Source organism: Micromonospora sp. C81 (genome assembly GCF_018070425.1).
In the GTDB taxonomy this organism is placed as follows: domain Bacteria; phylum Actinomycetota; class Actinomycetes; order Mycobacteriales; family Micromonosporaceae; genus Micromonospora; species Micromonospora zamorensis.
Window position 1 is genome coordinate 28,187 of sequence record NZ_JAGPXS010000017.1, and the last position, 14,035, is coordinate 42,221.

Annotated in this window: 11 protein-coding genes; 6 read left to right on the forward strand and 5 right to left on the reverse strand. The window is 71.3% G+C overall.

The genetic code is table 11. The features are described from left to right. Positions 1-15: 15 nt before the first annotated feature. From KBX46_RS24625 to KBX46_RS24645, 5 genes are all read right to left on the reverse strand, one after another. Complete coding sequence (locus KBX46_RS24625; RefSeq protein WP_210794239.1) at positions 16-975, reverse strand: hypothetical protein; 960 nt, start codon at positions 973-975, stop codon at positions 16-18. 55 nt (positions 976-1,030) lie between these two features. Further along, positions 1,031-3,505, reverse strand: coding sequence for an AAA family ATPase (locus KBX46_RS24630; RefSeq protein WP_210794240.1), 2,475 nt, complete (start codon positions 3,503-3,505; stop codon positions 1,031-1,033). Next, complete coding sequence (locus KBX46_RS24635; protein WP_099851514.1) at positions 3,505-4,653, reverse strand: exonuclease SbcCD subunit D; 1,149 nt, start codon at positions 4,651-4,653, stop codon at positions 3,505-3,507. Before KBX46_RS24635 ends, KBX46_RS24630 begins: the two co-directional genes overlap by 1 nt. A 19-nt stretch (positions 4,654-4,672) precedes the next feature. Continuing rightward, positions 4,673-6,427, reverse strand: coding sequence for an ATP-binding protein (locus KBX46_RS24640; protein WP_099851515.1), 1,755 nt, complete (start codon positions 6,425-6,427; stop codon positions 4,673-4,675). 148 nt (positions 6,428-6,575) lie between these two features. Beyond that, positions 6,576-7,322, reverse strand: coding sequence for a pyrimidine reductase family protein (locus KBX46_RS24645; protein WP_210794241.1), 747 nt, complete (start codon positions 7,320-7,322; stop codon positions 6,576-6,578). Positions 7,323-7,472: 150 nt separating this feature from the next. Here KBX46_RS24645 and KBX46_RS24650 point away from each other — a divergent pair, with 150 nt between their 5' ends. The 6 genes from KBX46_RS24650 (at position 7,473) to KBX46_RS24675 (ending at position 14,034) form a co-directional block, all read left to right on the forward strand. Next, entirely contained in the window at positions 7,473-8,036 is a 564-nt protein-coding gene (locus tag KBX46_RS24650; RefSeq protein ID WP_210794242.1) for a plasmid pRiA4b ORF-3 family protein, read from the forward strand. A gap of 227 nt (positions 8,037-8,263) precedes the next feature. After that, entirely contained in the window at positions 8,264-9,553 is a 1,290-nt protein-coding gene (locus KBX46_RS24655; RefSeq protein ID WP_210794243.1) for an ABC transporter substrate-binding protein, read from the forward strand. A 109-nt stretch (positions 9,554-9,662) separates the two neighbouring features. Beyond that, the gene (locus tag KBX46_RS24660) at positions 9,663-10,634 is read left to right on the forward strand and encodes a carbohydrate ABC transporter permease (protein ID WP_088946870.1); all 972 of its coding nucleotides are present in this window, start codon (positions 9,663-9,665) and stop codon (positions 10,632-10,634) included. A 10-nt stretch (positions 10,635-10,644) separates the two neighbouring features. Further along, a complete protein-coding gene (locus KBX46_RS24665) occupies positions 10,645-11,487 on the forward strand; it encodes a carbohydrate ABC transporter permease (protein WP_088946871.1) in 843 nt (280 codons plus the stop codon). Beyond that, entirely contained in the window at positions 11,484-12,905 is a 1,422-nt protein-coding gene (locus KBX46_RS24670) for a GH1 family beta-glucosidase (RefSeq protein WP_210794244.1), read from the forward strand. The genes KBX46_RS24665 and KBX46_RS24670 overlap by 4 nt, the downstream gene beginning before the upstream one ends. 82 nt (positions 12,906-12,987) lie before the next feature. Next, positions 12,988-14,034, forward strand: coding sequence for a LacI family DNA-binding transcriptional regulator (locus KBX46_RS24675; RefSeq protein WP_088946873.1), 1,047 nt, complete (start codon positions 12,988-12,990; stop codon positions 14,032-14,034). The last annotated feature ends 1 nt before the right edge of the window (position 14,035 follow it).

The window sequence follows — 14,035 nt, forward strand, 5'->3', positions numbered from 1 at the left end:
GTGATCAGCGCCCGTCTATCGCGCGGCGCGAGCCGCGGCGGTCAACGCGCGGTGCAGCAGTCGGGAGTCGCCGAGCAGGGCACGCAGTCGGCGTTCCAGACCGGCGATCGGGATCAGGTTCTGCGGAGCGCGGGGATCCTTGTACGGGGTGGAGGCGAAACGCGGCAGGGTGACCAGCGACAGGTCGGCCAGCTCGATCGCCGCCTCGACGGGCAGATCAGCCGAGCACTCCACCCGGACGATGCCCGCCCACGGCGCACCGACCGCCACCGGCAACCGCAGATACCACGACCAGCCACCCCAGGCGGTGCCGAGCCGGAACACCGGTGAGCGCTCACCCGACGCCATACCGGTCACCACCGCGGTCAGTCGGGCATCCAGGTACTGGCTGTGCTGCGTCTTGATGTAACCCAGGGTGCGCGGCAACTGCCGGCGGCTCCGCAACGGGCCGTCCACCACCAGCAGGTCACCGTCGACCCGGGCGGCGTCGGACACCGCCACCTCCAGCGCGGTCAGCGGGCCCTGCACCGCGGCCGGCAACTTCGCCAGCTCACCGGTGCCACCCACCCGGTGCACCGGATAGCGGATCGCACCCGCCACCACGTCCTGCGCCGACGGGCTCGCGGTGAACAGACCCCGGCCAACCCGGGTGCCGGCCAACTGCGCCGCACCCCGGCCCAGGTCGCACCGGACCACCCCGGCAGCGTACGAGGCGGCCAACCCGGGAAACGACACGCCGTCGGTCTCGGCCGTCCAGATGCTCGCGTCGATCCGGCGAACCCCGTCGACCAGCAGCACCACGTCGGGCGCCCGCACCCCCGCCCGCACCCCGATCGCCCGCCAGTCGACAGCGGGCACCTCGGCGTCCGCGTCGACCTGCGCGCTGCTCGGCGAGGCCGGCCCGGCAGCGGACGCCTCGAACGACGCCCCGTACGCCGGATCCCACGAGTCGACGAAGAACGCGGCGTCGCTCACCGAGCTGGCCCTTCGTTCGCGACTGCGGGGCTCCGCCGCGCTGCACTCCTCGCGCTCACCGGCCCGTCCGCTCTATGCGCGCCGAACGCGCGTCCTTGCGCACCTCGAACCGGACCGGGATCCGCTCGGCCAGCGCCGGCACGTGGGTGACCACGCCGACCATCCGGTCACCCCGGGCGGCCAGGTTTTCCAGGGTGGCGGCCACCGTGTCCAGGGTGGCCGCGTCGAGCGTGCCGAAGCCCTCGTCCAAGACGATCGACTCCAGGCTGGCCGCCGTGGTCGACATCCCGGCAAGCTGCTCGGAGAGCGCCAGGGCCAGCGCCAACGACGCCTGGAACGTCTCACCCCCGGAGAGGGTGCGAACGCCCCGGCGCAGCCCCGCGTCGTGGTGGTCGACCACCACGAACTCGCCCTTGTCGTGCACCAGCTCGTACTGGCCGGAAGACAGCTCCCGCAGGATCCCCGACGCGCCGTCGACCAGCAGGTCCAACGCCTCCGCTAGCAACCACCGCTCGAAGTTGTTGGCCCGCAGGTGCCCGGCGAGCGCCCGCGCCACCTGCGCCTCCCGCTCGTGCCCGGCACGCTGCTCGCGCAGCGTCCCGGCCTGCTCCCGGCGCTCCCGCAGCCGGCGGAGGTCGGCGTCGGCCCGCTCCACCGCGACGGTCGCGGCGTGCACCGGGTCGTCGCCGACCGGCACGTCGGCGTCAGCGAAGATGCCGGCGATGCGCCGCCGCACCGCGTCAGCCACCGACTCGGCCTCGGCGACGGCGACCGCCCGGCTCGCCCGATCTTCGCGGCGGCGGTCGGCCTCGGTCGTCGCCCAACCGGTCAACGCGGCCCACGCGGCGGCCACATCGTCCCGATCGGTCGCCGGCGGGCCGAACCGCGCCAACCCGTCGCGGGACGTGTCGAAGGCCCGCCATGCCGCCCGCAGCCGCTCCTCGGCGGCATCCACCCCGGCCCGGGCCTGACGTGCGGCCTCGCGGCCCGCCCGCACCGCTGTCGCCGCCTCCTCCAGGGCGCGCCGCAATCGGGCGTGCTCGGCCAACTCCCGGCGCAACACGGCCGGCTCCGCAGCCCCGGTGAGCTGCCCGTCCAGCTCGGCCAGCCGGGAGTCCACCTGCTCCTGGCGGGCCCGCGCCTGCACCAGCAGGCGCTCCAGGTCACGCGCCGCCTCGTCCCGCTGCCGCACCGCGGTCTGCGCGGCCTTGGTCGCGGCCCGCGCCGCCTTGCCCGCCGCCGTCGCGGCCGCCACCGCCGAATCGGCCGGCACCGCCGGCACCTGCGCCACCGGCTGCTCGCAGACCGGGCAGGGCGCGCCGGCATGCAGGTGCACCCGCAGACTGACCGCCAGGTCGGTGGCCTTCGCCTCCTCGTGCGCCCGGAAGGCCGCCTCCAGGTCGACCTCGGCCTGCTCGGCCGCCGCGCGGGCCACCGCCAGCGCGGCCACCGCCGTGGCGTGCTCGTCGTTCGCCGCGCGCACCGCCGCCCGGACCGTGTCGGCCTCAGCGGACAGCCGGTCCCGATCGTCGTACGCCCGCAGCAGCAGCCGCGCCGCGCTCTCATCGCCGGCGCCGGCCAGCTCCCCGCGCAGCTTCTCCTCGCGCTCCTCGGCCAACGACACGCCCGTCGCCGCGGCCTCGGCGTCGGCCCGCGCCGCAGTGACCGCGCGTGCCACCTCGGCCACCCCGCGCGGCGCGCGGATCCCGGTCAGCACGGACAACTCGTCGTCGAGAGCGGTCAGCGCCGCCGCCGCCTCGCGCGCGGTGGTCCGGGCCGCCGCCAGCTCCGGCACCGCGGCCGTCACCGCCGCCGCCAGCTCGGCCATCCGCTCGACCCGGGCCTCGGCCTCAGCCAACGCCTCGTCGTCCACGCCGGTGAGCCCGGCGAGCACCTGGTCGACCGCGTCGAGTCGGGCGTCCGCCTGCGCGGCACGCGCCGTCGCCTTCTTCTGCACGTCCTCATAGACGCCGAGGCCCAGCAGGTTGACCAGGATCTGCTGCCGCGTCGCCGGCTTGGCGTGCAGGAAATCGGCGAACTGCCCCTGCGGCAGCACCACACAGCTGGTGAACTGCTCGTACGGCAGCCCCACCGCCTCCAGCACCGCCTGCTCCATCTCGGCGGGAGTGCCGGCCACCACCTCACCGAGGTCGTCCGGGCTCAACCCGGTGTCCAGTTTGGTCACGTCGAAGCCGGCCGGCATCAGCTGCAACCCGGCGTTCGCGGTCTTCACGTTGCCCCGGCCGTCCCGCCGGACCACCCGGGTCGCCACGTAGCGGGCCCCGCCGGACTCGAAGACCAGCCGCACCCGGGCCTCGGTCGCCGACGGCGCGAGCGCGTTCGCCAGCCCCCGGGCGCCACCCCAGCGGGGGACCATGCCGTAGAGCGCGAAGCAGATGGCGTCCAGCACTGTGGACTTGCCCGAACCGGTCGGACCGATCAGGGCGAAGAAGTCGGCGTCGGTGAAGTCGACTGTGGTGTCGTCCCGGAAGACCGTGAACCCGGCCATGTCCAAGCGCATCGGACGCATCAGTGCTCGACCTCCTCGAAGAGCTCGTCGAAGAGTTCCTGCACGCCCTCGTCGGCGTGGCCCCGGCTGTCCAGGTAGTCGGCGAACAACTCCCGCGGCGAACGCCCCGAGCGCTGCGCGATGCGGGCACCGCTGCCCGGCGCGGCCAGCAGCTCCGGGTCGATGCGGATCTCCAGCGCCCGGGGGAGCAGCTCCTGCACCTCCTCGCGCAGGCCGGCGCGGGGTTGCTCCCGCACGTACACCCGCAGCCAGGCGTCCGGTGCCTCGATCTCGGCGAGCTGGGCCAGGGTGCCCCGCACCGTCCGCAGCGCGCTCGCCGCGGTCACCGGCACCTCCCGCACCCGGGCGGCGGTGCTGGCCGTCACCTCGACAATCGTCACCGAGGGGACGTTCTCCTGCTCGCCGAAGTCGACAGCGAGCGGGCTGCCGCTGTAGCGCACCGGGCAGGGGCCGATGACCCGCTGCGCCCGGTGCAGGTGGCCCAGCGCCACATAGTGCGCGGTAGCCGGAAAGACGGTGGCCGGGACGGCGTAGCCCAGCACCGTGTGCGCGTCGCGTTCGCCGCCACCGGTGGTCGCGCCGGTCACCGTCACGTGCGCGGTGACCAGGTGCACCCGGTCCGGTTCGGTGAACCCCTCGGTCAGTCGCCCGAGCACCCGGCCCAGGTGGTCGGCGTACGTCTGGTTGGTCTCCGCCGCGGTCAGCTCGTACATCTCCAGCGCGCGCACCGCGTACCGCTGGGACAGGAACGGCAGCGCGGCCAGCTGCCACCGCTCGCCGCCGGCGGTGGTGCCGTCGATGACGTGCTCGTCCGGATTTTCCCGCACCCCGCCGCGCAGCGTGATGCCGGCGGCATCGGCCCACGGCCGCAGCGCGTCCAGCGCCGGGCCGTTGTCGTGGTTGCCGCCGATCGCCACCACGTCCGCGCCGGTGCGACGCAGCGCGGTCAGCGCCCGGGTGACCAGACGCGTCGCCTCCGAGGTGGGCGCGGCGGTGTCGTAGAGGTCACCGGCGACGATCACCAGATCCGGCTGCTCGGCACGGGCGATGTCGATCACCCCGGCCAGCACGGCCTTGTGTTCCTCGGCCCGGGACTGCCCCTTGAGCACCTTTCCCACGTGCCAGTCGGAGGTGTGCAGGATCTTCATTGCTGTAGCCGGCCCCTACCTAGAACGGGATGTCGTCGTCGGTGCTGCCGCCGCCGGAGCCCACCACGGCGAACGGGTCGGCGGACTGGGTGATCGAGCGCAGCGTCTCCGATGGTGCCCGGCCCGCCTCGGAGACCCGGGTGGCCCAGGCCGGGAAGGGGAACTCCAGACAGAGCGGCACCGGGATGTCCGGCTGGTTGACGAACATGGTGCCCGGCTTGGCCAGCAGCGCCCGCTGGCGCTGTGCGGGCGGGAGGAAGCCGTATTCCGGGCGGGACGCCTCGGCCGGGTCGAGCCGGCCGACGACCCGGATCGCCGAGTTGGTGACGATGCGCCGTTCCACCTCGCTCGCCGTCTGCTGCGCGCCGATCAGGATCACCCCGAGCGAGCGGCCCCGCTCGGCGATGTCGAGCAGCACCTCCTTGATCGGCGAGGAGCCCTCCCGGGGGGCGTACTTGTTGAGCTCGTCGAGCACGACGAAGAGCAACGGCTTGGCGGTGCCGGACTTCTCCTTGCGCTCGAACTCGCTCTTCAGCGTCACACCCACCACGAACCGCTGGGCGCGGTCCGGAAGGTTGTGCAGGTCGACGACGGTGACCTGCGCGGACTCGCTGGTGTTGATCGAGTGCGGGCGACGGGTGGCGAGGTCGCCACGGATCAGCCGGGCCAGGTCCTTCTTGCTGCCGATCAACCGCCGGGCGAACGCGTTGACGGTGCCCAGACCGACCGCGCTGCCCGCCCAGTCGGAGCGGGTCTCGTCGTCGTTGAGCTGGTCGACGATGTGGTCGACCAGGTCGCCGTAGGAACCGAGCCGGACCCCGTCGATGCTCACCCCGCCGTCGGCCGGCTGGGCGTAGCGGGCCAGGTGCGCGGTCACCGAGTGGACCACCATCGTGTACTGCTGGCGCTCGTCGTCGGCGTCGGCGAAGACGTACGGCAGGAGACGGTCGGCGCAGAACTCGTCCAACGTCCAGTAGAACGAGTCCACCCCGGTGAGCCGGCTGCTCACATCCGGCGTGCCGGCCGCGTCACCGACCCGGGGCGGGGCGTAGACCCGCACGTCGGGGAAGGCGCCGGCACTGAGGCCGAGCTTCGCGTAGGCCGCGCGGGTGGGATCGTCGAGGCGGGTGTTGGGATGGTCCAGGAAGAGCAGGTCCTCACCCTTGACGTTGAAGATCAGCGCCTTGGCGTTGACCGCGTCGCCGCCCAGCACCCCGGAGCGGAACACCGAGTAGAGCAGGAAGGTGGCGAAGCTGGTCTTGGTGGCCACCCCGGAGATGCCGGAGATCGAGACGTGTGCGCCGCGGCTGCCGTCGAGGAAGTCGGCGTTGAGATAGACCGGGACGCCGTCCCGACCCATCCCCATCGGGATGCGCCGTTCCATCCGGTCGAAGTGCAGCGCGCGCGCCCGGGCGTCGCCCTCGGCCCGGTGCACCACCGCGCCGGGGGTCGGCGGCACGTACAGCTCCGGATCGACCCGGGTGGTGGTGACCTCGGCGGCCTCCTGCACCTGCGCGGGCAGTGTGCCGTCGGCGATGGCGAACACGTCGGACTCGAACTGGGCGCCCTCGTGTCGAGCGCGGACCTGGGTGACCACGCCAGCGATCGTCACCGGCTCCCGGTCCGGCAGCTCCCGTCGGGTGACCACGACGTCGTCGAGCTGGAGATAGCTGCCGGGTGCCACGGCCGTCCAGAACTGCAACGGGGTGGCGTCAGCGGTGCCCAGCACCCGCCCGACCACCTCGCCCGGGCTGTCGAGCTCGGCGTCGGTCATCGGGCGACTCGGGTCGGTCGGGCAGCACGGTCGGGAACCATGAGGTGCATCCTGCCCGAGGAGTACGACAGGTCGCCACGCGACGCGGCGGACGACACCATGCGCCGTCACACCCGCGACGGTGGGTGTGTGGCCGGACGACGGCCCGTTACGGGCGGGCGTGGCGGAGCATGAGGACGCCGTCCTCGGCGGCCAGCACGTGCCGCAGTGGCAGGTGCCGGGGCGGCGCGGCGTCGCCGGCGGTGATCCGGCCCGGGCCGGGCCCGGCGAGCAGCGGCGCGACGGTGAGGCACAGCTCGTCCACCAGGTCGGCGGCGGTGAGCGCGCCGAGCAGGTGCGGGCCGCCCTCGCAGAGCAGTTGGGTCAGCCCGCGTCGGTGCAGTTCGGTGAGGCCGGCGGCCAGGTCGGCCCGCCCGGTGCCGCAGCGCAGCAGGTCGGCGACGTCCGTAAGCCCGGGCGGTGGCTCGGCGTCGGCGTGGGTGAGCACGATCGGACGGGTCGGCGCGTCGGCGAAGGCGGCCTGCTCCGGATCGAGGTCGAGTGAACCGGAGACGACCACCAGCGTCGGATACTCGGCCAGCCCGTGCTCGCGTCGCCAGGCGCGGCGGCGCTCGTCGAGGCGGACCGCCCGGTATCCCTCGTGGCGCAGCGTGCCGGCGGCCACCACCAGCGCGTCGCAGACCATCCGCAGCACGCCGAACACGCGCTTGTCCGGCTGGCCGGACAGCCCTGCGGAATAGCCGTCCAGGGTGACCGCGCCGTCCAGGCTGGCGACGAAGTTGACCCGCAGTCGGGGCTCGTCGGCGCGGCCGTAGAGCGTGGTCAGCGCGGCGTCGTCGAGTTGTTGCGTCGAAGGCTCGGGCCAGAGCCGTCGGATCGGAATTCCGACGCTCATTCGCCGGCCGGACCAGTGACGGGAGGGGTCGGTTCGGCGGTACGGTGCTGGCAGTCGCACCAGTTCCGGCCCGGGCAGTCGTCGTGTCGCCGGGCCCGGCACGCTCGGCAGATCATGCTCGCAGCCTAAGCCGCGGGAGGACAGGACAGCATGCCCCGTCAGATCTTCCAGCTGAAGATGTCCCTCGCCGGCGTCCGCCCGCCGGTGTGGCGCCGGGTGCTCGTGCCAGCCGGCTACACGCTGGACCGGCTGCACCGGGTGGTGCAGCACGCGATGGGTTGGCGGGACTGCCACCTGCACTCGTTCGAGATCGAAGCGATGCAGTACGGCGACCCCGACCCGGACGGCGAGTTGGCGCTGCACGACGAGCTGGACGTGCGGCTGGACGCGGTGCTCGGCAAGGGCAGCCGGTTCTCCTACACGTACGACTTCGGTGACTGGTGGGAGCACGACCTGGTCGTGGAGGACGCGCTGACCGCCGACCCCGACGAGCGGTACCCGGTCTGCCTGGACGGTGAGCGGGCCTGCCCACCGGAGGGCGTCGGCGGGCCGCTGGGCTACGGGGCGCTCCTGGTCGCGTTGGCCGACGAGGACGATCCGGTCGGGCCGGTCGATCCACGGCACGCGACGCTGCGCGACTGGGCGGGCTCCACCTTCGACCCGTCCCGCTTCGATCCGGACCAGACCACCACCCTGCTCCGCCGCTTCTGCTGAAGCTCCGCCGGTCCGAGGCGGAGTTTGCGAGGCGGAGTTGCCAGGTGAGCTGAGCGGTAACGATCTGGGAACGCTCCCATCGCCCTATTGACACTCCCGTTACCTGTCGGCAATCTCATGGGAGCGCTCCCGAGGGTGGCATGGGTCACTGACGCATCCCCGGCCAGGCGTGATGAGCACCCCACCACGACACATCCAGCCTCACCACCGGAAAGAGGGGTCAGCGAATGAGTGTCACCACGCGGCGTACCCGCCTGGCGGCCGCTGCCCTGGCCGCGATCACCGCTATCGGCGGTCTCGCAGCCTGCGGCAACGACGACGACAAGCCGGCGGCCGGCGAGAAGCCAGCCAAGCTGGTCGTCGACACCTTCGGCGAGATGGGCTACGACGAGCTCGTCAAGCAGTACGAGAAGGACACCGGCATCAAGGTCGAGTTGCGCAAGACCGCGCAGCTCGCCGAGTACCGGCCGAAGCTGGTCCGCTACCTGGCCACCGGCAAGGGTGCGGCGGACGTCACCGCCCTGGAAGAGGGCATCCTCAACGAGTTCAAGCCCAACGCGCGCAACTGGGCCGACCTCGCGCCGCTGGTCTCGGACCACTCCAAGGAGTACCTGCCCTGGAAGTGGGAGCTGGGCAAGGCGCCCGACGGCCGGCTGATCGGCCTGCCGACCGACGTCGGCAGTCTCGCCGTCTGCTACCGCAAGGACCTGTTCCAGGCTGCCGGCCTGCCCACCGAGCGCGACCAGGTGTCGGCGCTCTGGTCGGACTGGAACGGCTTCCACGAGGCCGGCCGGAAGTACAAGCAGGGCAGCGGCGGCAAGGCGTTCATCGACTCGATCACCGCCGTCTCCAACGGCGTGATGTTCCAGGGTAACGGTGACCTGTTCTACGACAAGGAAGACAACATCATCGCGGACACCAGCCCCGCGGTGAAGAACGCCTGGGACACCGCCACCTCGATGGCGGACATCTCCGCCAAGGCGCAGACCTGGTCGCCGGAGTGGTCCGGTGGCTTCAAGCAGGGCACCTTCGCGGCCACCTTCTGCCCGTCCTGGATGCTCGGCATCGTCACGGAGAACTCCGGTCCGGCCAACAAGGGCAAGTGGGACGTGGCGTCCGTGCCGGGCGGCGGCGGTAACTGGGGCGGCTCGTGGCTCGCGGTTCCGGCGCAGAGCAAGTACCCGAAGGAGGCGGCGAAGCTCGCCGAGTACCTGACCAACGCGAAGAGCCAGGTGGAGGCCTTCAAGGCCAAGGGCCCGCTGCCCACCAACCTGGAGGCGCTGAAGAACGACGCGTTCATCAGCTACACCAACGAGTACTTCAGCAACGCGCCGACCGGCAAGATCTTCGGGGAGAGCGTCGCCAAGATCCAGCCGACCCACCTGGGCCCGAAGCACCAGGCGATCAAGGAGAACGCACTCGAGCCGGCCCTGCGGGCGTTCGAGAGCGGGCAGGCCGACAAGGCGAAGGCCTGGGAGCAGTTCACGAAGGACGCCAAGACTCAGGGTGCCTTCTGAGTGATTCCCTGCCGGTGGCGTTCGGGGCTTCCCGGACGCCACCGGCCGGTCCCCTCCGCGTAGCGCCCTGCGCGAGGGCCCCCGGGCCTCGCCGGAAAAGGAAATTCGCATGAGCCTGTCGGCCACGACGGCACCGCCGTCGCCAGCAGCACCGCCTTCTCCCGATCTCCCTTCCCGGCAGCGCCGGGGAAGGCTACTCAACCGCCTCGATGTCAAGTACTCGCCGTACCTCTACATCGCCCCGTTCTTCCTGATCTTCGGTGCGTTCGGGCTGTACCCGATGGTGCGTACCGCCTGGATGTCTCTGCACGACTGGGACATGATCGGCGATCACTCGTTCATCGGCTTCGACAACTACACCCGGCTGTTCTCCGACGAGTACTTCTGGAACGCGCTGGTCAACACGTTCGGCATCTTCGCCATGTCGACCATCCCGCAGCTGTTGCTCGCCCTCTTCCTGGCGAACCTGCTCAACCGGACCTTCCTGCGCGCCAAGACCTTCTTCCGGATGGCCATCTTCATGCCGAACGTGGTGTCGGTGGCCGCGGTCGCGATCGTCTTCGGGATGCTGTTCCAGCGAGAGTTCGGCCTGTTCAACTGGCTGCTCAGTTTCGTCGGTGTCGACCCGGTCGACTGGGACGGGCAGCGGTGGAGCTCGTGGTTCGCCATCTCATCGATGGTCAACTGGCGGTGGACCGGTTACAACACCCTGATCCTGCTCGCCGGCATGCAGGCGATCCCGAAGGACCTCTACGAGGCTGCGGAGATCGACGGCGCCGGCCCGTGGCGGCAGTTCTGGCAGATCACCCTGCCCATGCTCAAGCCCACCTTCACCTTCGTGGTCATCCTGTCCACGATCGGCGGCATGCAGCTCTTCACCGAGCCGCTGCTCTTCGCCAACGGCAACATTCTCGGCGGCAGCCAGCGGGAGTTCCAGACGCTGGCCATGTACATGTACGAGATGGGCATCGCGAACCTGAACACCGCCGGCTACGGAGCCGCGGTCGCCTGGGCCATCTTCATGATCATCGTCGTGGTGTCGCTGGTCAACTTCCTACTCGTCCGCCGCTCGGCGAAGTGAGGAGAGATCGATGATCTCGGCTTCCCAGCGCCTGTGGCGCACCAGCCCGCTGACCTACGTGGCGCTCATCCTGGCGGCACTGCTGTCGATCTACCCGTTCTACTACATGCTGGTGATCGGCAGTCGCAGCCTGGACAACATCAACGACGTGCCGCCGCCGCTCACCCCGGGCGGGGCGTTCGGTGACAACTTCGGGCGAGTGCTCGACAACGACGCCGCCAACTTCCTCACCGGCATGATGAACTCGATCATCGTCTCCTCGGTGGTCACCCTGTCGGTGGTGCTCACCGGTTCGCTGGCCGGGTTCGCCTTCGCCAAGCTGAAGTTCCGGGGCAGCAACGCTCTCCTGCTGGCGATCATCGTCACCATGATGATCCCGACCCAGATGGGCCTCATCCCGCTCTGGTCCATGATGCAGGACCTGGGGTGGTACGACACCCTCTACGCGGTCACCGTGCCGTTCCTGGTCAGCGCCTTCGGCGTGTTCATGATGCGGCAGTACGCCAGCCAGGCCATCTCCGACGAGCTGATCGAGGCCGGCCGCGTCGACGGGGCGAGCACGTTCCGGATCTACTGGAGCATCGTGCTGCCCGCGCTACGTCCCGCCGCCGGCGTGCTCGGTCTGCTGACCTTCATGGAGACCTGGAACTCGTTCATCTGGCCGTACGCCATCCTCACCCCGGAGAACCCGACCCTCCAGGTCTCGCTCTCCTTCCTCTCGTACGCCTACTACACCGACTACTCCCAGGTGTTCGCCGCCACCGCGATCGGCACCATCCCGCTCGTGCTCGTCTTTCTCGTGTTCGGCCGCCAGATCATCGGCGGGATCATGGAAGGTGCCGTCAAGTCGTGAGCAACCCCGCCAGCCCACCCGCCGTCGACGTCCTCGACGAGCGCCCCGGGCTGACCTTTCCACCCGGATTCCTCTGGGGGGCCGCGACTGCGGCGTACCAGATCGAGGGGGCGGCGGCCGTGGACGGCCGCACCCCGTCGATCTGGGACATCTTCAGCCACACCGAGGGTCGGGTCGTCGCCGGGCACACCGGGGACGTCGCGTGCGACCACTACCACCGGCTCGGCGACGACGTCGCGCTGATGGCGGAGCTCGGCCTCAAGTCGTACCGTTTCTCGGTCTCCTGGCCCCGGGTGCAGCCCGGCGGCACGGGCGCGGCCAACCCGCAGGGCCTGGACTTCTACCGGCGGCTGGTCGACGAACTGTTGGCCAACGGCATCGAGCCGTGGCTCACCCTGTACCACTGGGACCTGCCGCAGCCGCTGGAAGATGCCGGCGGCTGGCCGGCCCGGGACACCGCGGCCCGCTTCGCCGACTACACGACGCTGCTGGCCGACGCGCTCGGTGACCGGGTGCGTTACTGGACCACGCTGAACGAGCCGTGGTGCTCCGCGTTCCTCGGCTACGGCTCCGGTGTGCACGCCCCCGGCCGCACCAACGGGGCGGACGCGGTTCGCGCCGGGCACCACCTGATGCTCGGTCACGGCCTGTCCGTGCAGGCGTTGCGGGCTGCCCGGCCGACCGCCGAGGTGGGCGTGACCGTCAACCTCTACCCGGTCGACCCGGCCAGCGACACCCCTGCCGACCGGGACGCCGCCCGGCGGATCGACGGGCTGGCCAACCGGTTCTTCCTGGACCCGCTGCTGCGCGGGTCGTACCCGGAGGACCTGGTGGCCGACCTGCGCACGGTGACCGACTTCGGCCACGTGCGCGACGGCGACCTGGCGACCATCTCCACGCCGTTGGACCTGGTCGGGGTCAACTACTACAGCCGGCACGTGGTCGCCGCACCGACCGAGGGTGTCGCGACCGACAGTGCTCCCTCGTGCTGGCCGGGCAGCGAGGACGTACGGTTCGTCACCCGGGGCGTCCCGGTCACCGACATGGGCTGGGAGATCGACGCCCCGGGCCTGACCGAGACGCTGCGGCGGGTGCACGACTACACCGACCTGCCGCTCTACGTCACCGAGAACGGGTCCGCGTTCGTCGACTCGGTGGTCGACGGGCAGGTCGACGACGTCGACCGGCTGGCCTACTTCGACGCGCATCTGCGCGCCGCGCACGAGGCGATCAACGACGGAGTTCCCCTGCGGGGATACTTTGCCTGGTCGTTGATGGATAATTTCGAATGGGCCTGGGGTTACACCAAGCGGTTCGGCATGATCCACGTCGACTACGACAGCCAGGTCCGCACCCCCAAGTCCAGCGCCAAGTGGTACGCCTCGGTGATCCGGCGCAACGGTCTGGCCGCACAATAGGCTCGGGCCAGCCATCAGGACGGTCCTGGCGTCCACCTCCCGCAGGTGGCGCCGGGTCCGTCCGCCGTCGGAGGAGCAGACGATGACAACGCAGCGCACCCGGTCGCTCGGGCGCCCGACCCTCGACGCGGTCGCGGCGCGTGCCGGCGTCGGCCGGGGCACGGTCTCCCGCGTGGTCAACGGCTCGCCCCAGGTCAGCCCGGAGGCCCGGGCCGCGGTCCAACAGGCCATCGCCGAGCTGGGGTACGTGCCGAACCGGGCTGCCCGTGCGCTCGTCACCCAGCGCACCGACTCCGTCGCCCTGGTGGTGTCCGAGTCCGGCGAGCGGGTCTTCACCGAGCCGTTCTTCGCCTCGATCGTGCGGGGCATCAGCTCCGCGCTGCTGGAGACGCCGATGCAGCTCTGGCTGGCCATGGCGCAGTCGCCGGTCGAGCGGGAGCGGGTCGAGCACCACCTGACCAACCAGCACGTCGACGGGGTGCTGCTGCTGTCGTTGCACGACTCCGACCCGCTGCCGACGCTGCTGGAGGAGCGCGGCCTGCCCGCCGTGCTCGGCGGTCGGCCCGCCCGGATGCTGCAACCCGGCGCCCAGCCGGCCTGGTTCGTCGACGTGGACAACGTTGGCGGGGCTCGGCAGGCGGTGGAATACCTGACCGGGTTGGGGCGCCGACGCATCGGCACCATCGCCGGGCCACAGGACATGGGCGCCGGCCTGGCCCGCCTGGCCGGCTACACCGAGGCGGTGAAGGCCACCGGGGGCGGCGTCAACCCCGACCTGATCGCGTACGGCGACTTCAGCGAGGGCAGCGGCGCGGCCGCCATGCGCCGGCTACTGGACTCCTGCCCGGACCTGGACGCGGTCTTCGTGGCGTCCGACCTCATGGCGTTCGGCGCGCTGCGTACCCTGCGCGAGGCCGGCCGGCGCGTGCCCGAGGACGTCGCGGTGATCGGCTTCGACGACGCGACGATCGCCAAACAGGCCGAGCCGCCGCTGACCACCGTCTTCCAGCCGGTGGAGGAGATGGGTCGACAGATGGCCCGCCTGCTGGTCGCCCGCATCCGAGGCGACGACCTGCCGGCCCCGCACATCCTCCTGGACACCCAGCTGATCCACCGCGCCAGCGCCTGAC

Coding starts and splice junctions, on each gene's coding strand:
- KBX46_RS24630 (WP_210794240.1), bottom strand. CDS start 3,505: ATGCGTCCGATGCGCTTGGACATGGCCGGGTTCACGGTCTTCCGGGAC.
- KBX46_RS24635 (WP_099851514.1), bottom strand. CDS start 4,653: ATGAAGATCCTGCACACCTCCGACTGGCACGTGGGAAAGGTGCTCAAG.
- KBX46_RS24640 (WP_099851515.1), bottom strand. CDS start 6,427: ATGACCGACGCCGAGCTCGACAGCCCGGGCGAGGTGGTCGGGCGGGTG.
- KBX46_RS24645 (WP_210794241.1), bottom strand. CDS start 7,322: ATGAGCGTCGGAATTCCGATCCGACGGCTCTGGCCCGAGCCTTCGACG.
- KBX46_RS24650 (WP_210794242.1), top strand. CDS start 7,473: ATGCCCCGTCAGATCTTCCAGCTGAAGATGTCCCTCGCCGGCGTCCGC.
- KBX46_RS24655 (WP_210794243.1), top strand. CDS start 8,264: ATGAGTGTCACCACGCGGCGTACCCGCCTGGCGGCCGCTGCCCTGGCC.
- KBX46_RS24660 (WP_088946870.1), top strand. CDS start 9,663: ATGAGCCTGTCGGCCACGACGGCACCGCCGTCGCCAGCAGCACCGCCT.
- KBX46_RS24665 (WP_088946871.1), top strand. CDS start 10,645: ATGATCTCGGCTTCCCAGCGCCTGTGGCGCACCAGCCCGCTGACCTAC.
- KBX46_RS24675 (WP_088946873.1), top strand. CDS start 12,988: ATGACAACGCAGCGCACCCGGTCGCTCGGGCGCCCGACCCTCGACGCG.